The 25,922-nt window shown below is 27.3% G+C and carries 27 protein-coding genes; 9 read left to right on the top strand and 18 right to left on the bottom strand.

All coding sequences use genetic code 11. The features are described 5' to 3' along the window. Window positions 1-8: 8 nt before the first annotated feature. On the bottom strand, window positions 9-251 hold the full coding sequence (locus CKV87_RS01240; RefSeq protein WP_004510301.1) for an HP0268 family nuclease: 243 nt from the start codon (window positions 249-251) through the stop codon (window positions 9-11). A 153-nt stretch (window positions 252-404) separates the two neighbouring features. Between CKV87_RS01240 and nusA the strand changes: the two genes are divergently transcribed. Together nusA and cysS are read left to right on the top strand one after the other, a co-directional pair. Then, window positions 405-1,580, top strand: a complete 1,176-nt coding sequence (nusA, locus tag CKV87_RS01235; RefSeq protein ID WP_004510300.1) for a transcription termination factor NusA — start codon at window positions 405-407, stop codon at window positions 1,578-1,580. A gap of 4 nt (window positions 1,581-1,584) precedes the next feature. Beyond that, entirely contained in the window at window positions 1,585-2,988 is a 1,404-nt protein-coding gene (cysS, locus tag CKV87_RS01230) for a cysteine--tRNA ligase (RefSeq protein WP_012012109.1), read from the top strand. Here the strand turns inward: cysS and CKV87_RS01225 are convergent. From CKV87_RS01225 to holA, 5 genes are all read right to left on the bottom strand, one after another. Continuing rightward, window positions 2,983-3,183, bottom strand: a complete 201-nt coding sequence (locus CKV87_RS01225; RefSeq protein ID WP_012012108.1) for a hypothetical protein — start codon at window positions 3,181-3,183, stop codon at window positions 2,983-2,985. The two genes, cysS and CKV87_RS01225, sit on opposite strands and share 6 nt — an antisense overlap. A 72-nt stretch (window positions 3,184-3,255) precedes the next feature. Further along, window positions 3,256-3,522, bottom strand: coding sequence for a 30S ribosomal protein S18 (rpsR, locus tag CKV87_RS01220; RefSeq protein ID WP_004510297.1), 267 nt, complete (start codon window positions 3,520-3,522; stop codon window positions 3,256-3,258). Window positions 3,523-3,536: 14 nt separating this feature from the next. Continuing rightward, on the bottom strand, window positions 3,537-4,049 hold the full coding sequence (locus tag CKV87_RS01215) for a single-stranded DNA-binding protein (protein WP_012012107.1): 513 nt from the start codon (window positions 4,047-4,049) through the stop codon (window positions 3,537-3,539). 20 nt (window positions 4,050-4,069) lie between these two features. Next, window positions 4,070-4,426 (bottom strand): 30S ribosomal protein S6, encoded by a 357-nt coding sequence (gene rpsF / locus CKV87_RS01210; protein WP_012012106.1) that lies wholly within the window; start codon window positions 4,424-4,426, stop codon window positions 4,070-4,072. A gap of 87 nt (window positions 4,427-4,513) precedes the next feature. Beyond that, a complete protein-coding gene (gene holA / locus CKV87_RS01205) occupies window positions 4,514-5,494 on the bottom strand; it encodes a DNA polymerase III subunit delta (protein ID WP_012012105.1) in 981 nt (326 codons plus the stop codon). Between the two features lie 64 nt (window positions 5,495-5,558). Here holA and fliW point away from each other — a divergent pair, with 64 nt between their 5' ends. Continuing rightward, window positions 5,559-5,936, top strand: a complete 378-nt coding sequence (fliW, locus tag CKV87_RS01200) for a flagellar assembly protein FliW (protein ID WP_004510293.1) — start codon at window positions 5,559-5,561, stop codon at window positions 5,934-5,936. On the opposite strand, the gene CKV87_RS01195 is transcribed toward fliW, so the two are convergent. Then, entirely contained in the window at window positions 5,926-7,779 is a 1,854-nt protein-coding gene (locus CKV87_RS01195) for an RNB domain-containing ribonuclease (RefSeq protein WP_012012104.1), read from the bottom strand. The genes fliW and CKV87_RS01195 overlap by 11 nt on opposite strands. Before the next feature lie 91 nt (window positions 7,780-7,870). On the opposite strand from CKV87_RS01195, the gene ilvC reads away from it, so the two are divergent. The 3 genes from ilvC to CKV87_RS01180 are packed head-to-tail and all read left to right on the top strand — an operon-like array spanning window position 7,871 to window position 10,866. Beyond that, the gene (gene ilvC, locus CKV87_RS01190) at window positions 7,871-8,926 is read left to right on the top strand and encodes a ketol-acid reductoisomerase (RefSeq protein ID WP_257122309.1); all 1,056 of its coding nucleotides are present in this window, start codon (window positions 7,871-7,873) and stop codon (window positions 8,924-8,926) included. A 41-nt stretch (window positions 8,927-8,967) separates the two neighbouring features. Further along, window positions 8,968-10,047, top strand: coding sequence for a divergent polysaccharide deacetylase family protein (locus CKV87_RS01185; protein WP_012012103.1), 1,080 nt, complete (start codon window positions 8,968-8,970; stop codon window positions 10,045-10,047). Window positions 10,048-10,089: 42 nt separating this feature from the next. Next, window positions 10,090-10,866 carry a DNA-processing protein DprA gene (locus CKV87_RS01180; RefSeq protein ID WP_012012102.1) on the top strand — a complete coding sequence of 259 codons (777 nt, stop codon included), beginning with the start codon at window positions 10,090-10,092 and terminating at the stop codon, window positions 10,864-10,866. 8 nt (window positions 10,867-10,874) lie between these two features. On the opposite strand, the gene murC is transcribed toward CKV87_RS01180, so the two are convergent. The 4 genes from murC to CKV87_RS01160 are packed head-to-tail and all read right to left on the bottom strand — an operon-like array spanning window position 10,875 to window position 15,335. Next, a complete protein-coding gene (gene murC / locus CKV87_RS01175; protein ID WP_012012101.1) occupies window positions 10,875-12,182 on the bottom strand; it encodes a UDP-N-acetylmuramate--L-alanine ligase in 1,308 nt (435 codons plus the stop codon). Then, window positions 12,182-12,766, bottom strand: a complete 585-nt coding sequence (locus CKV87_RS01170) for a hypothetical protein (RefSeq protein ID WP_012012100.1) — start codon at window positions 12,764-12,766, stop codon at window positions 12,182-12,184. The genes murC and CKV87_RS01170 overlap by 1 nt, the downstream gene beginning before the upstream one ends. After that, window positions 12,759-13,889 (bottom strand): succinyldiaminopimelate transaminase, encoded by a 1,131-nt coding sequence (locus tag CKV87_RS01165; protein ID WP_012012099.1) that lies wholly within the window; start codon window positions 13,887-13,889, stop codon window positions 12,759-12,761. The genes CKV87_RS01170 and CKV87_RS01165 overlap by 8 nt, the downstream gene beginning before the upstream one ends. Before the next feature lie 9 nt (window positions 13,890-13,898). Then, window positions 13,899-15,335, bottom strand: a complete 1,437-nt coding sequence (locus CKV87_RS01160; RefSeq protein WP_152058361.1) for a COG3400 family protein — start codon at window positions 15,333-15,335, stop codon at window positions 13,899-13,901. 107 nt (window positions 15,336-15,442) lie between these two features. On the opposite strand from CKV87_RS01160, the gene tgt reads away from it, so the two are divergent. From tgt to CKV87_RS01145, 3 genes are all read left to right on the top strand, one after another. After that, window positions 15,443-16,564: a tRNA guanosine(34) transglycosylase Tgt gene (gene tgt / locus CKV87_RS01155; RefSeq protein ID WP_012012098.1), complete on the top strand. Its 1,122-nt coding sequence runs from the start codon at window positions 15,443-15,445 to the stop codon at window positions 16,562-16,564. Window positions 16,565-16,607: 43 nt separating this feature from the next. Beyond that, the gene (gatC, locus tag CKV87_RS01150) at window positions 16,608-16,898 is read left to right on the top strand and encodes an Asp-tRNA(Asn)/Glu-tRNA(Gln) amidotransferase subunit GatC (protein ID WP_004510283.1); all 291 of its coding nucleotides are present in this window, start codon (window positions 16,608-16,610) and stop codon (window positions 16,896-16,898) included. A gap of 150 nt (window positions 16,899-17,048) precedes the next feature. Continuing rightward, window positions 17,049-17,390 (top strand): arsenate reductase family protein, encoded by a 342-nt coding sequence (locus tag CKV87_RS01145; protein WP_012012097.1) that lies wholly within the window; start codon window positions 17,049-17,051, stop codon window positions 17,388-17,390. Here the strand turns inward: CKV87_RS01145 and CKV87_RS01140 are convergent. From CKV87_RS01140 to serB, 7 genes are all read right to left on the bottom strand, one after another. Further along, window positions 17,385-18,380, bottom strand: coding sequence for a virulence RhuM family protein (locus tag CKV87_RS01140; protein WP_012012096.1), 996 nt, complete (start codon window positions 18,378-18,380; stop codon window positions 17,385-17,387). The genes CKV87_RS01145 and CKV87_RS01140 overlap by 6 nt on opposite strands. A gap of 1 nt (window position 18,381) precedes the next feature. Beyond that, the gene (locus CKV87_RS11750) at window positions 18,382-19,662 is read right to left on the bottom strand and encodes a restriction endonuclease subunit S domain-containing protein (RefSeq protein ID WP_197697168.1); all 1,281 of its coding nucleotides are present in this window, start codon (window positions 19,660-19,662) and stop codon (window positions 18,382-18,384) included. A 185-nt stretch (window positions 19,663-19,847) separates the two neighbouring features. Further along, a complete protein-coding gene (locus CKV87_RS01130) occupies window positions 19,848-21,887 on the bottom strand; it encodes an N-6 DNA methylase (protein ID WP_041644847.1) in 2,040 nt (679 codons plus the stop codon). Window positions 21,888-21,955: 68 nt separating this feature from the next. Beyond that, window positions 21,956-22,798 carry a nucleoside-specific channel-forming Tsx family protein gene (locus CKV87_RS01125; RefSeq protein ID WP_012012095.1) on the bottom strand — a complete coding sequence of 281 codons (843 nt, stop codon included), beginning with the start codon at window positions 22,796-22,798 and terminating at the stop codon, window positions 21,956-21,958. Window positions 22,799-22,863: 65 nt separating this feature from the next. Beyond that, a complete protein-coding gene (locus CKV87_RS01120) occupies window positions 22,864-24,216 on the bottom strand; it encodes a class II 3-deoxy-7-phosphoheptulonate synthase (protein WP_012012094.1) in 1,353 nt (450 codons plus the stop codon). A gap of 67 nt (window positions 24,217-24,283) precedes the next feature. Then, window positions 24,284-25,276: a transaldolase gene (locus tag CKV87_RS01115; protein ID WP_012012093.1), complete on the bottom strand. Its 993-nt coding sequence runs from the start codon at window positions 25,274-25,276 to the stop codon at window positions 24,284-24,286. A gap of 2 nt (window positions 25,277-25,278) precedes the next feature. Then, complete coding sequence (gene serB / locus CKV87_RS01110) at window positions 25,279-25,905, bottom strand: phosphoserine phosphatase SerB (protein ID WP_012012092.1); 627 nt, start codon at window positions 25,903-25,905, stop codon at window positions 25,279-25,281. Window positions 25,906-25,922: the final 17 nt, after the last annotated feature.

Here is a 25,922-nt window from a genome sequence, read left to right as displayed (position 1 = left end):
CTAAAATATTAAAGCGCATGAACTTCATACATATATTCATCATCAGCTAAACCATATCTTACTTCTCTAAAATATACGTTTAATCCATTTTTCTCTAAAGCACTTACTAAAGCCATCATATCTTTATGAGAGTTGTCTTTATCAAAATAAAAGATTTTTTGACCATCTTTTTCTAAATCCTCTTTGATTTTATCTAATTGCACTTTTTTTGGTTTTTCATTTAACTCATTTCTTGCAAGTAATAATTCCATTTATGAACCTTTTTTCTTTATATTATTAATCCTCCATTTTACCCCAAAATTACTTTAATTTCTATAAAAGGCTATTTTAGATATACTATTACCCTATTACTACATTGAAAATCAAACTAATCATTTCAATGTCACAAAAAGAGGTTATTAATAATGGATAAAATAATAGATATTTTAGATTCGATTGCTTATGAAAAAGGTCTAAAAATTGATGATGTTGAAAACTCACTAAAAGAAGCTTTAATAAAAACTGCTCAAAGAATGGTAGATACAACTTTAATTTTTGATGCAAATATTGACAGAGCAAATAAGAAACTTGAACTATTCCAAAAAATTGAAGTTGTTTCAAAAGATGATGATAGATTAAAAGAAGGGTCACTTACAAAAGAAGGAACACCAATAAATCCAGAAAATTATATCTCTTTAGAAGAAGCAAAAGAGATTAACTCTGATTTAGATATTGGTGATTTTATGAGTTATGAATTAGAATTCGAAAATATGGGAAGAAATGCTGCAACAATTCTTCTAAGCAATTTTGAATTTAGACTTCAAAGATTTGTAGAAGAAAATATTGTTGGTAAATATAAAGAAAAAGTAGGAAAAACTGTTTCAGGAACAGTTACTAGAATTGATAAATCTGATAATACTTATATCGAAATTGGCGAAATAAAAGGTATTTTGCAAAGAAAAAGTAGAATAAAAGGTGAATTCTTTAAAGTTGGAGATGTTGTAAAAGCTGTTGTAAAAAGTGTAAACATCGATAAAACAAATGGTTTATTAGTTGAAATTTCAAGAACAAGTCCTAAATTTTTAGAAAATCTTTTAGTTTTAGAAGTTCCTGAACTTAAAGATAAAAAAATTGCTATTGAAGCAAGTGCAAGGATTCCTGGAACTAGGTCTAAAATTGCACTTTCAACAATTGATGCACAAATCGATCCAATTGGTGCAGTTGTTGGAGTAAAAGGAGTTAGAATCGGTTCTGTTTCAAAACAATTAAATGGGGAAAATATTGATTGTGTTGAATACTCTGAAATTCCTGAAATATTTATTTCAAGAGCTTTATCTCCAGCTATTGTTCATAGTGTAAAAATTGAAAAAAATCCAGAAAATGGAGAAAAAGGAAAAGCCGTAGTTACAATTCCAAGTGATCAAAAGTCAAAAGCAATTGGAAAAGCTGGTTTAAATATCAGATTAGCTTCAATGTTAACAAAATATGATATTGAATTAATTGAAATTGGTTCAAAAACTCCTACGTTAAATAATGAAACTAATGTTCAAGTAGATGAAAAAACAACTGATACTGCATCACTAGAAGCTTTATTTAAGTAAAATAATGAATACTTTACATATCTTTGATTCAGTAAAAAAAGAGAAAGTAGAATTTAAACCTATTCAAGAAGGAAAGGTTAAAATCTACGTTTGTGGACCAACTGTTTATGATGATTCTCATTTAGGTCATGCAAGAAGTGCGATTGCCTTTGATTTACTTCATAGAGTTTTAAAAGTAAATGATTATGAAGTAACTATGACAAAAAATTTTACAGATATTGACGATAAAATCATCAAAAAAATGTATGAAACGAACAAAACATTAGAAAATATAACAAATCAATACATAAATGCTTATAAAGCTGATATGAAAGCTTTAAATATATTAGATAATACAATCGAACCAAAAGCTACTGAAAATCTTGAAGTTATGAAAGAGATGATTTCAAACCTTATTTCAAAAGATGTAGCATATAAAACAAGTGATAGTGTATATTTTGATACTTCAAAAGATAACTTATATGGAACTTTATCACATAAATCAAATGACGAAAATTCTCAAGCAAGAGTTGAAGAAAATCAAGAAAAAAGAAATTCTGCTGATTTTGCTTTATGGAAATTTGAAAAAGCAAATGATGTAAGTTTTGATGCTCCTTTTGGAAAAGGTCGTCCTGGTTGGCACATTGAGTGTTCTGCTATGATTGAAAAACATCTTGCATACAAAGATTCACCTTATCAAATAGATATTCATGCTGGAGGAGCAGATTTACTTTTTCCACACCATGAAAATGAAGCTGCACAAACAAGATGTTCAAGTGGACAAAACTTAGCAAAATATTGGATGCATAATGGTTTTGTAAATATAAATGGTGAAAAAATGAGTAAATCTTTAGGTAACTCTTTTTTCTTAAAAGATGTTTTAAAATCATATAGTGGTGAAGTAATTAGATTTTATCTAATGAGTACTCATTATAGAGCAGATTTGAGTTTTAATGAAGAAGATTTAATTGCTTCTAAAAAAAGACTTGATAAGATTTATAGGCTTAAAAAAAGGGTTTACGGAATTGAAGATTCAAGTGTAAATAAAAAATTTAAAGAAGATATTTTAAATGCTTTAAATGATGACATAAACACTTCAATTGCCCTTTCAGTAATCGATGAAATGATAAATAGTGCAAATGATAAACTAGATTCAAATCCAAAAGATAAAAATCTAAAAAAAGAATTAATTTCAAATATTAATTTTATTGAAGAAGTTTTAGGAATTGGTGGAAACGATGCTTATGCTTATTTTCAATTTGGAATTAATGAATCAACAAAAGAAAAAATAGAAAGTTTAATTTTAAAAAGAAATGAAGCCAAAAAAACCAAAGATTTTCAAACAGCTGACAAATTAAGAGATGAACTTTCATCTATGGATATTTCTCTTATGGATACAGTAAATGGAACTGTTTGGGAAAAACTATAAGTTTTTTTCAAACTCTTTCAAAAGTTTTGGCAACATTTCACCTATCTCTTTAAAATCATATTTAAAACTTTTTACTACTACTTCATATAAATCATGATTTTTATATTTCTCGTGCCATTTTTCTTCTTTGCCTTCATATAAATTATAATACTCAAAACGCATTTTTAAAGCAGTTTTTAAATTATTATTTAACATTTATAAACCTTTTGTACAATAAAAAAAGGGAAGAAGTTAAACTTCTTCCCTTTACTTTACTAAAAATAAATCTTAGTAAAATGATCTTGCGTATGCAGAATCTGTGATATTTTTTGTATCAACAATATATGGAACTAAAGCCATGTGTCTAGCTCTTTTGATTGCTTTTTCTACCATTTCTTGAGCATTTTTAGAGTTACCTGTAAGTCTTCTAGGCATAATTTTACCTCTTTCACTCATAGATAATTTTAATAACTCAGTGTTTTTATAATCAATGAAATCAACTTTCATTTCAGTATATTTACAATATTTTTTTCCGTATTTTCTTCTTTCAGCCATTTGATTTTCCTTTCCTAAAACGGTATTTCGTCTTCGTCTATATCAATTTCAGGTATTCTTTGCTCAACTTTTTGTTTTTGTTGATTCATACCACCATAACTGTTGTCAAAAGAAGTTGGCTCGTCATATTGATTTGTTGGTTGATTATAACTTCCTTGTTGAGGACTATAACCTTGGGCATCTCCAGCAAATTCAGAACTACCTTTTGAATCTAACATCTTCATAGCATCAACTCTTAAAGAGTGTCTACTTCTTGTAGATCCATCTTGTGCAGTCCATTGTTCAAAAACAAGTCTTCCTTCTAATAATACTTTAGAACCTTTTTTTAAGTATTGATTAGCAACTTCAGCAGATCTTCCAAAAATATTGAAATCTAAAAAACATACCTCATCTTTTTGTTCACCAGTTGTTGACTTATATTTATAAGACGTAGCAATTGCAGATTTTGCAATAGCTGAACCTGAAGGTAAATATCTTAACTCAATATCTCTTGTTAAATTTCCAACCATAATTACTTTATTATACATTTAAGGCTCCTATATATTATTTACTTAGTAGCTTTTTTAGCAGCCTCATCGCTCATTTTTGTCCAAGAAGCGATCTCTTTTTTTGTATCATATTTAATAAAAATAAATCTAATAAGATTTTCATTATTTCTATAATTTCTTTCGATTTCAGCAATTCCTGATGGGTTACCTTTAAAATAGATTACGTAGTAGTAACCTCTTTTACATTTTTCGATTTCATAAGCTAATTCTCTGATTCCAACATTGTCAGTTGATGAGATTTCTCCACCATTTTTTTCGATAAGAGCTTTTATTCCATCGATTTGCGCTACAGTTTCTTCTTCAGTTAATGTAGGTTTTAAGATAAACATTGTTTCGTAATGTTTGATTTTTGACATTAATTCTCCTTATAGATTGTGCCGATTTTCTTTACATTTCCTATTTTAATTATCAGCAAGGATTCTTTTTTTGTAAAGTTTTGGATTTTATCTAAATAAAGCTGTAAATTTTCTTAGAGTTGCTTGTAAATATAAATTCTGATTTTCGACTTTTGAAGTTTTAAAATCTAGTTCAATATCCAATAAATACTCTAACATATTTTGAAAAACTTCTGGTTTTATATTGATTGCGAGTTTTGATTTTTTTTCCCAAATATTTTTGGGTGGAATATATCCTAAAATTTCTTTTGGATTTGGTTGCCCTAAAGTTCTAGCATAAGAGCTAATCATAAACAATTGTTGAATAAAAGAAGTTACTTGAGTTAATAAAAACACTTCATTCATTCCTTCTTCCAAAATTGATGATAAATCACTGCTTATATCTTTTCCAGCTAATAAATCATATAAGAAATCTTCAAAATTTACACTTCCTATTCCAAAACAGTGAGTATCAACAATATTTATAGTAATAAGTTCATCTAAAATTGCTAATTTTTTTAAATCATTTACGCATAATGCTAAATCATTTTTATGCATAAAGTATAAATGGTTTAAAGCACTAACTTCATATTGAATTTGAAGCATTTTTGCTTCATATTCCAAAAATTTTGTTGCTTCTAAATCAGTTGGTTGAAAAAATCGAACGCATGCACTATTAGTTTTTAATGAAAAGCTAGTTTCCATAGTTTTAAAATCACTATCACCCATACAAGCAATAACCAAAGTGCTATCGGGATTTGCATTGCAAGCTTCTATTAAAACATCTAACTCTCTTTTAGGAATTTTTTTATCTATTTTAATAAATAAAATATTGTTTGAAGAAAAAAGTGATGATTGTAACAATTTATCTTTTGCATATTTAAAATCATATTCCTCAAAATACAACTTTTCTATTTCATCATCTTGCCCAAACATTCTAGCAATAGATAAAGAATATTGTTCAACCAAAAAAGTAGATTGTCCATAAAACATATAAGTTTTAAATCTCTTGTTTTGTTTTAAATAGTTATCAAATTCATTTTTATACATGCCAGAATAATATCCTAAGTTTACTTTTAATATAATTTTTAATATCACTACTAAGGGGTTTTATATGTATAAAGTTGTTCTTCCAATCTTAGGTTTTGAAAATGTCGAAACTTTAGAAATTGAAAAATTAGATGATTTAATGTCTTTCTTAATTCTTGGTGAAAAAACAAAAATGTCTGTTGTAAATATTGATGGATTAAGTAAAGTATCATTTGATTTTCAAATTGACGAAGATGTTTTAGAAAAATTAAAAATAAAATCAAGAGATGATTTTAATATCTATTTTTCTGTAGTTTCTCAAAACCCTGTTGAATATTCAATTATAAACTTAGTATCTCCAATTTTTATAAATGAAAAAGAGAAATTAATAGGTCAATATGTTACTAGCGAAAAAGTTGAACCTTATTTAGCTTCAATCAACAAGTGTTCTACTATACAATAGTAGCCACTATAACTTTTGTTACTAAATCGGCAGATTTTATTTTTACTCTCATTTTAGAAAATAATTTCTGTCCTTTGTAATTTTCTAGCACAACTTTCATTCCTATTATTTTTTCATAACAAACAGCTTTTGCTTTTTCGATATCAACAACTTTTACTTTTAACTCTTCACCTATATGTTTATTTGCCCATCTTGCGTATTTTCTATCTTCAAAATCCCAAACAAGTTGATCTACTTTTCTTTCATTTAAAGATATATGTTCACAAATCTCATCTATATTTTTTGGTGTCTGTTTTGTTTTCAAAATCCTATGTAAAACTAAATCCGAATATCTTCTAATTGGAGATGTAAAATGCGAATAAGAAGAGAATCCTAAACCAAAATGCCCTAAATTTTTTGAGCTATATTTTGCTTGAGTTTGAGATTGAATAATAAGTTCATCAACTTCTGCACTTAACATAGAAGTTTTTGCACTTTTTTGAATATGAGTTATAGTTTCATGAACATCTTTTTGAAGTTTTACATTTACTCCCAAAATATTTACATCATCAACAAGTTTTGAAATTGCTTTAAATGATGGTTCTTCATGAACCCTAAAAATTGCAATATTTGATACTTTTTTACTAGCTTCAATATTTGCTAAAAGCATACACTCTTCAATTAGTTGATGAGAAGCTGTTGAAGTTTCTACTTCTATTGATTCAAGTTCACTATTTCTTAATTTTAACCTATTTTCAGTAGTTCTAAAATCATAACCTTTTTCAAGTCTTTTTTTTCTAAACTTTTTTGTAATTTCATATAAAGGAATTAAATAATCAAAAATTTCTTTATCAAGTTTTGAATATAAATCCAAATGTCCTTCAATTACTCTATCAATTCTTCCGTAAGAAAAATTTTTATGCGAATTTATAACTGCTTCAAAAAGTTCTGCTTTTTTTACACTCAATTTTTCTAAATCTAAATGAAGTTTAAAAACAAAAGAGTATCTATCTAATCCCTCTTTTAAAGAGCACATCTCTTCACTTAAAATTGGAGGAAGCATTGGTAAAACTTTACTTGGAAGATAAATTGATGTTGATTTTTTAAAAGCAAGTTTGTCTAAATCACTTCCTTCTTTTACAAAATATGAAACATCTGCAATAGCAACATATAAAATATTTTCATCTTTGTCAAAATATATCGCATCATCATGATCTTTTGCACTATTTGGGTCAATCGTACAAAATGGAAGTTCTCTTAAATCAACCCTTTGATTTTTATCATCCATTTTTGCATCTATTTCAAAATCAAGTTTTTCTAATCTATAAAGCTCTTTGTAAAGGTATAATGATATAAATTCATCTACTTTAGAATCACTTATATTACCAACATTTTTAATAACTTCAAAAGATTTGTTATCAACAACTAAAACATCATTTTCATTAAATGTTAAAGCTTTTTTATTTTCAATTCTTATATTTTCTTTTACTGTGTAAAAAGCTCTATCTTTTACATATACTAAAATTTCTGCTTTTTTACTACTAATAATTTTTATAATCTTTGCTTTTATTTTACTTTTTGGATTAAATACTCTTTTTGCAATTACTAAGTCTCCATCAAAAGCACCATTTAATTCATCTAATTCTATTTTTATATTTTTTAAAGGAGTTACTAAATCTTCTAAAATAGCAAAATTTTTTTCTATTTTTAAAGTTGCTATTTTATACTTTGAATTTAACTCAAATTCATTATTTGTATTTCTTAAAACAATCTCTTCTTTAATAAATTTTTCTATTTCAATTAATTCTTCTTTTGTATAATCTTTAAGGTTTGTTTGTATTTTTATAAATAGTTCTTTTAACAAAATTTATCCTTTTTTATAATCAGCTAATATTACAATATTCTTCCCTTTAATCTAGTAAGTTATCAAATATTTAGATAGTTTCTTGTATAATCTGCGAAATTTTTATTATTTAGAGGAAAAAATAATGGCAATAAATGTATTCTATGACAAAGATTGTAATATAGATTTAATCAAATCAAAAAAAGTTGCAATGATTGGTTTTGGTTCACAAGGACACGCACACGCTGAAAACTTAAGAGATTCTGGAGTTGAAGTTATCGTTGGATTAAGAAAAGATGGAAGTTCTTGGAAAAAAGCTGAAGCTAAAGGTTTCAAAGTTTTAACAGTAGCAGAAGCTACAAAAATTGCTGATGTTGTAATGATTTTATTACCAGATGAAAATCAAGCTGATATCTACGCAAATGAAATCAAACCAAACTTAAAAGATGGTGCATATTTAGCATTTGGTCATGGATTTAATATTCACTATAAAAGAATTATTCCTTGTTCAAAAACAAATGTTATGATGATCGCTCCAAAAGCTCCAGGACACACAGTAAGAAGTGAGTTCGTAAAAGGTGGAGGAATTCCTGATTTAATCGCAGTTCACCAAGATGCAAGCGGTGATACAAAACAAGTTGCGTTAGCATATGCAAGTGCAATTGGTGGAGGAAGAACTGGAATTATCGAAACAACTTTCAAAGATGAAACTGAAACAGATTTATTTGGAGAGCAAGCTGTACTTTGTGGTGGAGCAACTGCATTAGTTCAAGCTGGATTTGAAACTTTAGTTGAAGCTGGATATGAACCAGAAATGGCATACTTTGAGTGTTTACACGAATTAAAATTAATCGTTGACTTAATGTATGAAGGTGGAATTGCTGATATGAGATATTCTATTTCTAATACAGCTGAGTATGGAGATTATGTATCAGGACCTAGAGTTATCAATGATGAGTCAAGAGCTGCTATGAAACAAATCTTAAAAGAGATCCAAAATGGTGTATTTGCTAAAGACTTTATCTTAGAAGGTCAAGCTGGTTACCCAAGAATGAATGCTGAAAGAGCTTATACAAAAGCTTCTTTATTAGAGCAAACAGGTGTTAAATTAAGAAATATGATGCCTTGGATTGCTTCTAAAAAAATAGTAAATCAAGAAACTAACTAAAAATTTATTTAAGGAATTTTTCCTTAAATAAAACTACTTAAATGAATCTAAAAAAAATTCGACTAAGAAAAAAACTATTACAAAGATACCTAAAGAGAAAAAAACTAGCTCAAATTTTTCTTTTAATATCTCTTTTATTATTACTAATTCCTACTATTAGTTACTTTTATATAAATAATGAATCTTCTTCAAAAGAAGATACTAAATTAGAACAAAAAGCAACAAATGAAGAAGTTATGAAAGAAGTTTTAACTCAGCTTGAAATTTCAAAAAAAGACATATTAAAAGAAAATAATATTTTTTCAAAAGAGATAGATATAAATCATAAAATACTTGAAAAAGTAAAAGAGATTAAAGACAATAAAAAAGAGTATGAACAAACAACTGAAATAGGTGAAGAAAATATTCCTTTGGTTGAAGAAAAAGCAGCACCAATAAAAAAAGATACATATGTTTATAATAAAAAAGATAAACCAAAAATCGCAATAATTATAGATGATGTAGTTAGTGATTCTCAAAAAAGTAAAATCTCAAATATTGGTTATCCCATAACCATGGCTTTTTTGCCACCAACAAATACACATAAAGATTCTGCAAAAATTGCTCAAAATGTACCTTTTTATATGATACATTTTCCACTTCAAGCATCTAGTGCTTTTAAAGGGGAAGAAATTAATACTCTAAAAATAACTGATTCGTATGAAACTATTGAAAATAGAGTAAAACAACTAAGAAACTGGTATCCAAATGCAAAATATACAAATAATCATACAGGTTCAGTTTTTACTGAAAATGATGAAGCGATGGATAAACTATTTAAAGCTTTAGTTAAATACAACTTTATATTTGTTGATAGTAAAACAAGCGCAAAATCAGTTGGACAAAAGTATGCAAATAAGTACAATCTTCCTTATATCTCAAGAAATATATTTCTTGACAATGAAAAAAGTTATGAATATATAAAAGCTCAACTTATCAAAACCGTAGAATTAGCAAAAAAACATGGATATGCTGTTGCTATTGGGCATCCTTATGATATTACACTAAAAGTATTAAAAGAGTCTAAACACCTTTTAAATGATGTTGACCCTATCCTTGTGAATAAATTACCACATTTATAAAAAATAAGTTATAATAAATCTAGCTCTTATAATAGGATTATTATGATTAAAACTATTGATTTTAGAATTTCTGAGTTATTATCTATGAAAAAATATCCAAGCGAAATTTTTTATATTGGAAATTGCGAACTTCTAAAAAAAAGAAAAATATCTATAATAGGAACAAGAAAGCCAAATTCTTATACAAAAGAGTTTACACATAAACTAGCTTCTAAATTATCCTCAAATAATATTTGTATTGTAAGTGGTGCAGCAATGGGAGTTGATAGTATTGCTCATACTGGTGCAAAATCAAATAATACAATTGCAGTTGTCGCAAATGGACTTGATATAAGATATCCAAGTATAAATAAGAATTTAATTATTGATATAGAAAACAATGGTCTTATTTTGTCAACTTACAAAGAAAAAGAAATTGCAAGAAAATATACTTTTGTATTAAGAAATGAGCTTGTAGTTGCACTTGGTGAGGTCTTAATCGTAACTCAAGCTGATTTAAACTCGGGAAGTTTAACTTCTGTAGAATTTGCTTTAAATATGAATAAAAAAATATATACTTTACCTCATCGATTAAATGAAAGTTTAGGAACACAAGAATTAGTTAAAAATGGTTTAGCTGAAGTTATTTATGATATTGATGAGTTTGTTGAAAATTTTACTGGAAATAAAAATAAAAAAGAACAACTAGATGAAGTTTTAGAATATTGTAAAACATCTCCAAATATTGAAGATGCTATGCAAAAATACCCAAATGAGATTTTAGAATACGAACTTGATGGAAAAATCAAAATTGAAAATGGAAAAGTTTTTTTAAACTAATCCAATTTTTATTTTAATCTTAATTGATAAGTAATATCTCCAGCACCAACGCCTAAAAATATCCCTTCTTCATAAGTTCTTATGATTTTATCATCTTTTATAAGTTCAATCTTTCCTTTTGTTGCTACAACTCTATCTGCAAAAATTGGATTATAAGAAGCGAACTCTTTTGGAAAATCTATTTCTATTTTTTTCTCGCCTGCAACTGTCCAAAGAGGAAGAATTATAAGCTCATCACATCTTCTAAAACACTTTTTAAAACCTTCAAGATTATCGCTTGTTCTACTATATTTATGAGGTTGCCAAAGAACTATTCTTTTATTTAAATTTGTAAGATTATCATACAATTCAATTGATTTCATAGTTGCTTCTATTTCTGTTGGATGGTGAGCATAATCATCAATTACAACAAATTTTTCATTTGCTTGAACAATATCAAATCTTTTTTTAATTCCTTTGTAATTTAAAAGATTTTTTCTAATAGTTTCAATATCTAGTTCATTTAAAGCTGCTAAAATTGCTAAAGAAGCATTTGTAGCCATATGAAAACCAAATCCCCAAACTTCAAAAGTCCCTAAATCTTTTAAATCAAATTTAGTACAAGGTTGATTATCTTTTAAAGTGTAACAAAGATTTTTTATATCTTTTGAGGGATAAAGAATAGTTGCATTTTCAATTTTTAGTTTTGCAACATCTTTATCTTCACCATTTACAACTTTTACTTTTGCCAAACTTAAAAACTTTTCATAAGATTCATAAAATTTATCATAATCATAGTGATAATATTCCATATGCTCAGGCTCAGCATTTGTAACTATCGCACAATATGGATTTGAAAGTAAAAAAGAAGCATCACTTTCATCTGCTTCAAAAGCAACTAACTTATCAACATATCTAAAATTTGAACCAAAATCTTTTGAGATTGCTCCAATTAATGCAGAACTATTTAAAATAGAAGCTAGCATTGCAGTTGTAGTTGATTTTCCATGTGCTCCTGCAACACAGTAATTTTTTTTGTCCCCTAAAATAATAGGTAAAGCTTCTTTTCTTGAAAGTGTTCTAATCTGTTTTAATCTTGCTTGTATTAATTCTGGATTTTCATCTGTAACAGCTGCTGAATAGATAACTAAATCAAAATCATCTTTTATATTTGATGCATCTTGAGGACAAGAAACTTTTATTCCTTCGTCTTCTAAAGCTTTTGTAATTGGTGAATTTTTCATATCTGACCCAGATACTTCATGTCCATCAAAATTTAAAAATCTAGCTAATGCAGAAAGACCAATCCCACCAATTCCTATAAAATGCACTTTCATTATTTATGCTCCACTATCAAATGTTTTAGATTTTCATACTCTTGTTCTAAAACTTTTTTATTTTCTTTTAAATACTTTTGGCTATCAAAATTAAAATTCACTATAAAATATCCATACTTTTCATCACTAGCTTTTTCTAAATCAACTTTTGAATCATAAAACTCATCAAGTTCCATTTTTGAAGATAAAAAGATGATTAATACATTTAGAGCTTTTTGTAAAAGCTCATCTTCAATTAAATTTACCATTACAAAAAGTAGTTCTTTTGCTCCATCAAAATTTTCATTTGACCACTTTTCAATCGCATGTTCATATAAAGCTCTAGCATAAAAAAGATGTTCATCTTCAAGCTTTAATTTTTTATTTTTATTTATGATTTTTTCTACATTTTCAAATGCTAATTTTAAGATTTCTTGATAAAGTTCATTTATTTGTTCTTCATCTAAATCTAAAACTAACATTGAATCAAGAGTTTCATACATTAAAGCTATATCTTTTGCTTTTATAGAATTAACTCTTGTTTCATTTAAATACTTTAAAAAATCAGGATTTGTTCTTGCTTGAAAAAGTTCTTCTTTATCCATCTATAAAATCCTTTAATCTTTTTAAACTCTCTTTAGTTTTCTCTTCATTTTCAACTAGAGCAATTCTTACATACTCTTTTCCAAGTCCACCTCTTCCTAAAAAACTTCCAGGTAGAACTTTGATATTTTTTTCTTTATATAAATTTTTTGTAAATTCTAAATCATTTTCTACTTCAAGCCAAATATAAAATGTTGCTTCAGGAGTTGGTATTCCTAAAATTTCTTGTGCAATCTCGAAATTTCTTTTATATATTTTTCTAAACTCTGCTACATGATTTTGGTCATTCCAAGCAACTGCCGCTGCTTCTTGTAAAGGAACAGGACTTGCACAACCAATATAAGTTCTATATTGTAAATAGTCTTTCAAAATAGTTTCATCACCAGCTATAAATCCACTTCGTAAACCTGGAGCAGAACTTCTTTTTGAAATAGAGTTCATAACTAAAACATTTTTAAATTCACTATTACCTACTTTTATAGATGCTTCTAAAAGTGAAGCTGGTTTTGTATTTTCATCAAAATAGATTTCACTATAACACTCATCATTTACAAGTATAAAATCAAATTCTAAAGCTTTTTTAACCCAAATTCCTAATTCATCAATATCCATTGAAGCTGATGTTGGATTATTTGGGAAATTTAAAATAACTAAATCACATCTTTTTAGTTCTTCATCACTCAAATTTGCTTTAAAATTATTCTCTTTTGTCAAATTTATATAAATAACCTCTGCACGACTAGCGATTGCTGCACCTTCATAAATTTGATAAAAAGGATTAGTAAATGCAATAACTGGATTTTTTTTATCAAATAAAGCAAACTGAGGGAAGTTAAATAAAACCTCTCTTGTTCCAAATGTTGGAATTATTTGGCTCATTTTTAAAGATACATTAAATCTATTTTTCACAAAATTTATCATAGATTCTCTCAAAAAAGGTTCACCAATAGTTGAGGGATATTTTCGTAAAAAAGAGCTTGTCTCTTTTAATTTATCTTGTATAAATTGTGGTGTTTCAAACTTTGGTTCACCAATAGTTAAAACTGATAATTCATATTTTTCATTAGGAACTATATCTTTTAATAGTTCATTTAATTTTTCAAATGGGTATTTTTCGAAATTCACATATTTTCCTTAATTATCTTCTGAAACTGGTATTAGAAGTTGGTTAAATTTATTCATATCAAATGCTATTACATCACTATTGGTATTGAAAATTTTAAATAAAAATCTTTTTTTGAACATCTTTCTTTTCAAAGGCAAAATTTGAAGCATATCTTTTTGTTTTTTCAATTCTCGTATTGGGTTTTCACTACTTGAAACAATTTCTATTTTTTCATTATACAATTTTGCTAGATTTTCAAAATGGTCAACTAAAGTAATTTTTCCATCTTTTTCACCAATTGGGTCTAAATCAAAAAGTTTAGTTTTTATTTTCAATTGACTCGAAACATCAAATACTATTGGAGAAATTTGTTCATAAGATTTTATATCATTTAAAACAACACCTGTTCTTTTTACTGCTTTTAAACTCTCTTTTCCAAATTTGAATATTGGTATTTTCAAATCAAATAAAGTATCTTTTATAAACTCTTTATATTTAAACATCTCAGATGTTAGCATCAACATACCAATATTATATTTTCTACTATCTTCTTTTAAAATTTTTACAAAACCTTTATTTGCATAATCAATTTGCAAAATAATAGTTGGAAAATGTTTTAATTCATTTTTTATTAAATCCATAATAGCAACTGTTGTTGGTCGAGTAACTTTTACTATCAACAAAGAATTTTTTAGTTTTTCATTCATATATTTTGCTTCATCAATAGCTTTTCTTACACTATTTTCGTTTTCTAAATATAGATCTAAATACAAATATATCTTACTTCCAAATGGCATAGGAAATTGTCCTTGTGTTTTTCCTATTGCATTATAAATATTCATTAAAATACTTGGTTTTCCAATAACCAAAATCAAATCATTTGGTTTTAAAACTAAAGTTGGATTTATATCTATCATTTTTTGATTTCTATAAAGTCCAAAAATTCTCCACTGTTTTTGTTCAATTGAACCAATAGAACGATAAGCATAAGAACTTCCAAATGGAACTCTAATTTCCATAATTTCACCTTGTTTAAGCCCAATATTTTGAGCTAAAACAGGAATATTTGGAAGACGTTCAACCATTCCATTTGCTAATACATCTATTCCTCTATATATGTTTAGCATTGGGTCATTACTAACTTTCATACCCCAATAATCTAAAATTGTAATTTGAAGGTTTTTCTTATACTCTCTAATATTTTTAATAACATTTAATATTTCATCTTTTGAGTTAAGTGCCATCAAAACTTCAGTGTGAATGTTTTTATCTAAAACCATAGAAAGTTTTGATTTTGATGTTGGGTCAAACTTATAAAATGTAAAATTTGAAGGTTTTTGAACAGGTAAAATAACATCATTTATGTAAATAACATCATAACTATTGTCACTTGTATTTGCTTCTACAATTCTTTGTAATAGTTTTTTTGCAACTATTCCATCTAATATAACTAATATTTTTTTCATAGGCAAAATTATATCTTAAAAAAATTAATTCTATATTTGAGTTACGATAGATAAATCTTACTTTGGATATAATAATAACTTATCTAAAAAAAAGGTTTTTATAATTTATGGAATTTAAAATCGATGGAACTTCACAAGGAGCTAGAGCTTGTACAATCAAAACTGCTCATAGCACTATTTTAACTCCTGTTTTTATGCCAGTTGGAACTCAAGGAACAGTAAAAGCACTTGATGCAAATGATATGTTAGAACTTGGAGCAAAGATTATTTTAGGAAATACTTATCACTTATATTTAAGACCAGGAAGTAAACTAATCAAAAAATTTGGTGGACTTCATGGTTTTTCAAAATTTCCTAACTCATTTTTAACTGATAGTGGTGGTTTTCAAGCATTTTCTTTAAGCAATAACTCAAAACCTGATGAAAATGGAATTACTTTCAAATCACATATTGATGGCAGCCGTCACTACTTTACACCAAAAAGTGTTTTAGACACACAATATGATTTAAATAGTGATATTATGATGATTTTAGATGATTTAGTAGCACTTCCAAATACTGATGAAAGAATAAAAACATCAATTCAAAGAACTACAAAATGGGCACAAGAAGCCATAAATTATCATATGGAACAAAAACAAAAAGGTATTGGAACACACCAAAATATTTTTGCAATTATCCAAGGTGGAACGAGCAAAGAGTTTAGAAAATTAAGTGCACAACAACTTTGTGATATGAGTGATTTTGATGGATTTGCTATTGGTGGGCTTAGTGTTGGAGAACCAAATGAGCAGATGTATGAAACTGTTGAATGGACAACTCAATTTATGCCAAAAGATAAACCTAGATATCTTATGGGCGTTGGAACACCTGAAGATTTGATTGAAAATATTGAACGTGGTGTTGATATGTTTGATTGCGTTATGCCTACAAGAAATGCAAGAAATGGTACTTTGTTTACAAGTTTTGGAAAGTTAAATATCAAAAAAGCTGAATTTAAAGATGATGCTAATCCAATAGATAATGAATGCTCTTGCTACACGTGTAAAAACTTTAGTAGAGCTTATCTAAATCATCTATTTAGAGCAGCAGAAATAACATATTTTAGATTAGCTTCAATTCATAATATTCACTACTATTTAAATCTTATGAAACAAGCTAGAGAAGCTATATTAGCAGATAATTGGAGCGAATTTAAAAAAGAGTTTTACGTTAAAAGAAGCAAATAAACACTTTTTTGATAAAATAAAATATATTAAAATAAGGATACTTATGACAGTCGATGATAAATTAATTGCAAAATTAGAAAAATTATCAAGTTTACAAGTTGATGATGAAAGAAAAGAGAAACTAAAATCAGAATTAGCTGATATTATAAACTTTGTTGAAAACTTAAATGATATTGATGTATCAAATATCGAAGCTACTTTTAGCACTATTGAAGGTGGAACTCCACTAAGAGAAGATACTTCAAAACAAGATTTAGAACTATCAAATCATATTTTAAATCATGCTCCCAAAAGTGAAGATGGATACTTTATAGTTCCAAAAATCATTGAGTAAAGCTTTATTCATAAAGCTCTTTAGAATTTTCTCAAAGAGAGTTCTAAAGAACAAGCTACTTTTAAGGATTTTTTATAAATCCTGCTAAAAAGTAGTCATAAAATATTTTGGTTTCCCTTTAAAAAGGGAACTTTTTTAAAGGAATAGTATATGATTACAGTTTATGGAATAAAAACTTGTGGAAGTGTAAGAAATGCTCTAAAATTTTTTAAAGACCATAATATTGAAGTTGATTTTTTTGATTTTAAACAGAAATCTCCAACAGCTTCTCAAATAAAAGATTGGACAAAAAAAGTAGATATAAATATCCTTTTTAATAGCAAAGGTACAAAATATAAAACTTTAAATCTAAAAGAATTAAATCTTGATGATAATGGAAAATATGAGTGGCTTTGTAAAGAACCAATGCTTTTTAAAAGACCGGTTATTGAATATGGTGATAAATTAGTTGTAGCTTGGGATGAAGAAGAGTATAAAAAGACTTTTTTATAATTTCTTCTTAGCTCTCTCTTCAATTTGCTTTAACTCTTTTAAATCTTCGTAATCTGCTTCTATAGCTTCTTGTTTTTTTCTTTTACTATCAAAAGTTTCGTAAACTTTTTCAACCATCTTTTTCATTTGTTCGTTGCTAATACTTCCATTATCTTTTAATAGTTTTTTATCGTTAAACTCTATAATTCTGTCTATATTTTCTCTCCAAAAATCCATTGTAATATCTTCTTTATTTTTTGCTCTTAATTCTGCTGTTTCTAAAAATACAATAACAAACCTATTTAAACTATCTAATTCATCAGAATTAAGATAATTTTTTGCTATATAAATATCTTCTTTTCTAACTTTAGCACCTTTAAAACTTGTCAGTGCCATATTTGGTTTCATTTCATCTGCACGATTTATAATAATTTCTGCAGCTGTTTGCCCTGTTATTGCAAATAATAATTTATTTTGTGTTTGTGCAAAAAAAAGTTGCGTTGATTTATCACTTGAATCATAATCACTGCTAAGCATAAAAAGTTCTTTAACTTTTTGATAAAATCTCTTTTCAGATGCTCTAATATCTCGGATTCGTTCTAATAATTCATCGAAATAATCAGGTTTTCCATCTAGATTTTTCAATCTTTCATCATCTATTATAAAACCTTTTATCATATACTCTTTTAGATTTTTATTTGCCCATTGACGAAATTGCGTTCCTCTTTTACTTCTTACACGGAAACCAATAGCTAAAATCATCTCTAAACTATAATGTGTAACTGAGTAGTTTTTACCATCATTGGCAGTTGTTAAGTAATCCTTAACAACTGAATTTTTATCCAATTCCTCATCTTCAAAAATATTTGAAATATGCATACTAATATTTGGGATTGAAGTATTAAAAAGTTCTGCAATTTGCATTTGACTCATCCAAACCATACCATCTTTTGCTAAAAGGGAAACAGAAGTTTTACCATCTTGAGTGTTATAAATGATTATATCTTTCATATTAATTCCTATTAGAAATAAATTTTATTGCTTCTTCTTCATCTTTTTCAATAGCAATTTCAACAACTTTTTTTGCCAAATCCAAAAGTTGTTTTGATTCTTCTTTTAATTCAAATGATTTTTTAATTTTTTCTTCTATTTTAGTTTGAATTGAAATATCGATAATTGGGATTAAAATTTCTTGTATTTCTGATGGCTTCCAATGCTGAATAATTGAACCACCAGCATCTCTTTGTGCCTGAAACTGTACGATTAAACTATTTAAAACAAGTGTTAAATATTCAGGTAATATATCATCTTTTTTTATTGATAAATGCAATAATGCACCCGAAGTTATCATTTCTTTTTCATTTTTAATTTTATAAGCAATTCCAACTGTTCCATCTTTTGATAATAAAATAGTATCTTTTGTAGGATACAGTTTTTGTAACTCTTCTTCTTTTAATATATTTTTTGATAGATATATATCTGTATCTGATATTCCAAATTTTGTAACATTTGAAACTCTAATAAATGGAATTCCTTCTTCTTGATATGCTTCACTTCCAGGTTCTATCGATTTTTTAATATTAACAATATTACTAAGTTTATCAAATTTTGTTTTTTCAATATGTGCAACTAATTCATCATATTTTGGTTGATAATATTCACTATCTATTCGTCCACTCGTTCCAAAACTATCTTTAAAAGATTTTATAGAGATATTTTCAACACTAGGTTTAAAATCTAGTAAATCAATTTCTTTTAAAAGTAACTCTTCCGCTTCTTTGTAAAGTGTTTTACTTTCTTCTACTTTTTTGTATGAAGATTGAACAAGATTTTCAATTTGTAATTGAAATTGTTTATTTAATTCTGGAATAAGAAGTTTTCTAATTTGGAAAATACTAAGCCATGGCTGAACATTTCCTGTTGATAGCCTTTCTATTTGTTTTAATCCAAATTTGCTATTAAAGTAAACAGTAAAATAAAATGGATTATATCGAGCTTTATCTATTATAGTTAATTTAATAACATTTTCATTGCAATTATAATTTACTTCATTTTCTGTGATAATAGAAGCTCCACCTATTTTACCTTTTCTTGCCATCATAATATCATGTAATTTCGTTGTAGATTTAGGCAACTGTTTATGTGATAACTCAGAAATATATTCTAAATCACTTAAATTAATGAAAGTTTCTCCACAATTTCCTGACCTGATAAATGGAACAATTTTAGGTTCATCATTACTCATTATCTTTTTTACTATTGCAAATGAACCATTTGTTGATAAATCTGACATTGTTGTAAAATCAATTAATTTAGGTGAATATATAATTTTACTGTATAAACTAATATATTCTTTTTTATAATATTCAGAATCTAATCTAAATTCTTCATTATCTTTTAAAATATTTTGACTATTAAAAACAGTAACTTCAAGCCCATCTAATAAAGCATTATATTTAGCTTCATCAAATGGGCTATCTACTTTCCCGAAAAACTTAAATTCTCTTTTTTTGCAAATTCTAGAAATGCTTCTGCTATTCCATCTTGAGTAAGTCCATCGTGATTAAAAAGGTCGTGGTCAACTATCAAGTGGTCGTGACTATCTAGCTTATTTGTACCATCTTCATTTTTAACATATATTTTTTCTCCACTATTATCTTTGCTTGGTTTTTGCATTGTTGCAAAAAATATTGGATAATCCTCTTTTTTAGGACATAGTTTATCATCCCATTTTTGAACTATCAAAACAGATGTTTTTGTACCTGTATGAGGTTTAAATACATTTCCATGAAGTCCAACAACTGCTAAAATCCTGCACTTTTGGGCAATATAGTCTCTGATATATTTATCACTTGAGTTATTAAATCTTCCTTGTGGAAGAACTACCGCCATTCTTCCACCAGACTTTAACATCTCTAAGTTTCTTTCTATAAATAATATATCTCTTCCAACTTTTGATTGGAATTTTCCACTTGCATTTTTACCTAATTCATATTTATATAAAATTCTACTCTCTTTTATATCTCCAGCAAATGGTGGATTTGCCATAACCATATCAAATTCAAATTCTTTTGTATCATAGATTTGTTTCTCTTTTATATATATTTTTCCATTTCTCTCTTCTTCTATCTCAACAATTTTTGCTTTTTTGTTTTTGAGAATTTTTTTAAGATTATTCCAACCAGTAGCATAAATAGATTGCCACTCTCCATTGTTATAATTTTCATCCCATCTATCAAAATCAAGAGAGTTTAGATTTAATACATTTGTGTGTCCATCTCCAGCAATAATATTTAACATTCTACTTACTCTCACACTTTTTTCATCAAAATCTATTCCAAAAACTTTTTCTCTTACATAATCAAGTGCTTCTTGATGTTTCTCTTCTGCTGTGAAAAGATGAGATTGTTCAACTTCTAGTTTTTTATAAATTTTTTTCCAAACTTCAAAAACTGTATGTATAGGAAAACCACAACTTCCGCTTGCTGTATCTATCATAGTTTCAGCTTCAGTTGGATTCATCATTTTTACACACATATCAATCACATATCTTGGAGTGAAATATTGTCCTTTTTCACCTTTGCTTGTTTTGTTTACAAGATACTCAAATGCATCATCTATAACATCAAGGTTTGAATTAAATAGTTTTACATCTTGTAAAGAACCAATACAAACAGCTAAATGAGATGGAGAAAGTTTGATTTTATCACTCTCTTCAAATATACCTGTCCATTTATTTTTTGCATCATCAAAAAGTGCTTCTATTTTTTGTTTTAGCTGACTATCACTCTCTCCATAGTTTCTAAATTCTAAATTTCTTGTTTGAGTTCTTGTGCTTTTTAACTCATCAAATAGTTTGATAAAAATGAGCTTGAAAACCTCTTCAAATACATCAACTCCCGCATTTGCTAAAACTTCATCTTCCATATCTAAAACTATATTTTTTAAACTTCTTCTTTGTGTTTTTAAAATATCTTTTGCATTTAAGTCTGCAATTTTAAAATCAACTCGTAAAATATCTTTAAGTTGTTTATCACTAGATGGTATATCAGGAATTGGTTCAAAGTAGTTTGGGTCTTTTCTATGATAGTAAACTATCTCTTTACCATTTGTCCAAACTGCCATTGTTGCACCTGTTCCATTACAATAGCTTTTTAATTGGTCTTTTCCATCTTTTAGTTTTGGCTTTTTTAATTCGATGATTATATAAGGTACTGTTGGCTGGATTTTATCCATTATTACAATATCTGCTCTTTTTACTTCTTTTCCAAAATGTACAGCAAATTCAAGTTGCATTCTCTCATAAGCATAGCCATATTCTTTGTGAAGTTTTATAAGATAAAGTTGTCTTACTATCTCTTCAGGAGTTAATTTTATATCTTTTTTTCGCACTTTACAAATAATATAAGGAATTAATCCATTTTTTTGTTCTTTTGTTGTAATTTCTAAATCATTTTCATATTTTGATAATAAATCTAAACTGTAATTTGAATCTTTTAAAATCTCTTTAATTGTCAAAGCAGTATCCTTTTTTTTAATAGTTTTAATTTTACCTAAAAAAGGATTTGATTATTATTTTGATATATTTAAAACTTATAAGCTATACTAAAGTAGTGCCCAAAGCCTGTGGTATCAGTTTTTTTATCATTTAACTCCTGATTATCTCTCCATTGAGTCATATTTTTATACACTTTTAATCCATATCCGATTAACCACTTTTTTTCATGCAAATAAAGTCCTAAATATGACTGTAATGAATCACTTGTTCTATACTCTTTTTCGAATGCAGTTTTATCAAGATTACTTCCAAATTCATAATCAATATATCCGTGAAATGATAAAAAATTATTCTTACTAAAAAAATAAAAAGGTTTAAACCAATTTATATGTGCTACATATCCATCAAAACTATTTTCATTACTTGCACCATAATTTTCATCGATATATCTTGTATAAAAATTCACTCCACTTTTTCCAAGCCATGGAATATCTATATCACTTCCAAGTCCCATCCAAAGTACTTTCAAACCTTTTCCAGTTGGTTCATCGGCATAATAAAAATCAAATGCAAAATATAATTCTTGTAATACTCCATAAGATAAGTCTGTGTTTGTTAAATAATCGATTGAAATTCTTGGTTCTATATCAACAAAAAAATTGTTTTGTCCATGTTTATCACTACTTTTGCTATTTAACACATCAACAAAATCAACATATCCATATAAATCCAGCCATTCATGTCTTCCACCAAATTCAAATTCAACATAAGTATCATCAAAAGAGAAAGGTCCTCCTCTTTGTTCAATACCTTTCATCAAAATTAGATTTGCCCATTGTGAATTTTCTATAGAAGTTTTATCTTTTGCAAAACAGTTTATTGAAATAAAAAAGAAAAGGAAGAGTATTTTATAAAAAGTGATTTTTTTCATTGTACTCCCCTAATTTACAATTCAAAAAGAAGAAGAGAAAGTATTCTCTTCTTAAGCAATAAAATTTATTTTCTAGCTTCTTTTAGTGTGTCAGCTATCATAAATGCCAATTCTAAAGCTTGATCAGCATTTAATCTTGGATCACATTGAGTATGATATCTACTTGCTAGATCTCCTTGAGTTACAGCAGAAGATTTACTTCCTGTACACTCTGTTACATTTTGTCCTGTCATTTCAAGGTGAATTCCACCTGCATAAGAACCTTGAGCTCTATGGATTTGGAAAAATTGTTTTACTTCACTTAAAATAGCTTCAAAATCTCTTGTTTTATAACCATTTTCAGCTTTGATTGTATTTCCATGCATTGGGTCACTTGACCAAAGCACTTTTTTACCCTCTTCTTCAACTCTTTTTAAAAGTTTAGGGAAATGATCTGCTATTTTATTTGCACCCATTCTAACTATTAAGTTTAATCTTCCAGCTTCATTGTTTGGATTAAGAGTATCTATTAATTTAAGTAACTCATCTTCTTTCATTGATGGTCCCACTTTACATCCTATTGGATTATTAATTCCTCTAAAATACTCAATATGAGCACCATCAAGTTCTCTTGTTCTATCTCCAATCCATAACATATGAGCGGCACAGTTAAACCAATCACCAGTTATTGAATCACGTCTAGTTAATGCTTGTTCATAATTTAACAATAATGCTTCATGAGAAGTAAATAGTGTTGTTTGATTTAATTGTGGAGTATTTTCACTTGTAATTCCACAGGCTTTCATAAATGCTAAACTTTCACTTATTTTATTTGCAAGTTCTTCATATTTTGTACCTAAAGTGTTATCTTTTACGAAATCTAAATTCCATAAATGAACTTGATTTAAATCAGCCATTCCACCTCTTGCAAATGCTCTTAAAAGGTTCATTGTTGCAGCACTTTGATTGTAAGCTTTTAAAAGTTTTTTTGCTTTTGGTTCTCTTGATTCTAAAGAAAAATCAATATCATTTATAATATCTCCTCTGTAAGAAGGAAGACTTAATCCATTTATATCTTCAAAATCAGCACTTCTAGGTTTTGCAAACTGACCTGCAACTCGTCCAACTTTTACAACAGGACAACCACCTGAAAAAGTTAAAACAACTGCCATTTGCATCATTACTTTGAATAAATCTTTTATATTTGTTGCATTAAAAACATTAAATGATTCGGCACAATCTCCACCTTGAAGTAAAAATGCCTCTTTATTTACAACTTTTGCAAGTTGTTTTTTTAAATTTAATGCTTCACCAGCAAATATCAAAGGAGGATAAGAAGCAAGTTCTTTTTCTACTTGTGCTAAAGTTTCTACATCATTATAAGTTGGTTGTTGTTTTATAGGAAAATTTCTCCAGCTACTTGGAGTCCAGTTATTCATTTTGTTTTACCTTTTTTATATTATTTTATTATTGGAAAAATTTTATCCAATATATCTTAAAATCTTTTTAATGTTTTAACTTTGAAAGTAAATCTTTAAAAGAGTTTTTAAATGATTCTAAACCATCAGCCAAAAGTTTTTCATAAACTTCTTCCATTTTTATACCTTTATCTTTTAAAAGTTCAAAGTATTTATCACAATCTGTTTCGCTCATAATTGCTGTTTGTTCTTTTTTGCCATCTGTTAGCCAATCTTCAATAGTAGCTAATGGCGCAGTGTTTACAGAATTTGGATAAATCAAATTATCTATATAGTAACTTGGATTTAGTTCATTTCCTTTTACACCTGTACTTGCAAATAATGTTCTTATATTTGAATTTTCAAATTTAGTTACTTCATAATAACATTTTGTTGCGTTGATAATTCCAAGTTTAGATTTTTGTAATCCTTTATTAGAAAGATCATTATCCATCAATCTATCAAATCTTGAAACAAATACTGAAATAACAGCCTTTATATCTTTATTTGAATCTTTTATTCCTTCATCTAAAGCTTGTGCGCATTTAATAGCTTGTTGTGGAGAAAAAATCAAAGTTGCATTTACATTTATTCCTCTTGAAGTTAGTTCTCTCATAGCTATATATCCTGCATCTGTTGCAGGTATTTTTATCATAACATTTTCAGCATTTATCGAGCTATAAAGTCTAATTCCTTCTTCGATAGTTCCAGCAGCATCATCACATAAAAGTGGGTCAACTTCAATAGAGATAAATCCATCATCTGCATCTTTTTTGTGTAAATCATCTAGTAAAAAAGCTGCTCTTTTAATATCAGTTAATGCTAACTCTTCATAAATTGTTTTTTCATTATTTGCTTGTAACATGTCAAGTTGTTGTTTGTATGCAACAGATGTTGTAATTGATGATTCAAAAATTGCAGGATTCGAAGTTGCACCTTGAATAATTCCTTTATTGATTATCTCTTTAAATCTATTTTCTAAAAAATCTCTTTCAATAAAATCACACCATAAAGAGTAATTTATTTCTTCTTTTAATCCCATTATTAAGCCTTTATATTATCTAAAATTTTTGTTAAATCTTTTGTATCAACTATGATATTTGCTTCTTTTTTCAAAATCTCTTTTGCACAAAAAGCAACTCTTGTATCCGCATATTCAAACATAGATAAATCATTTGCTCCATCACCACAAACCAAAGTATTTTCTCTTGAAACACCTAAAATTGATTGAAGCCTTTGAAGCATATCACCTTTTGAAAAACCAAACATCATATCTCCACCAACAAGTCCTGTTAGAACTCCATTTTTTTCATGTAAAACATTTGAAAAATCAGCATCAAGACCTAATTTTATCTTAGCGGGTGTTGTTCCAACTCTAAATCCACCTGAAAAACAAACTACTTTATAACCCATTTTTTTTAATTCAGGAATAAGTTCATACGAACCATTCATCAAAGGAAGATTTTCACAAATCTCTACAACTTTTTTATATTCTAAACCCTTTAATAAAGCTACTCTCGTAGTTAAAGATTCAAAAAAATCTAATCTTCCACTCATAGCTTCTTCAGTGATTTTTGCTACTTTTGCACCAAGATTTAACTCTTGTGCTAAAAAATCTATTGTCTCACCATCCATAAGTGTTGAATCAAAATCAAAAACGGCTAATTTCATCAATTTTCCCTAATTTT

This window comes from Aliarcobacter butzleri (genome assembly GCF_900187115.1).
Classification (GTDB): Bacteria; Campylobacterota; Campylobacteria; order Campylobacterales; family Arcobacteraceae; genus Aliarcobacter; species Aliarcobacter butzleri.
This window is presented reverse-complemented; position numbering and strand designations above follow the sequence as displayed.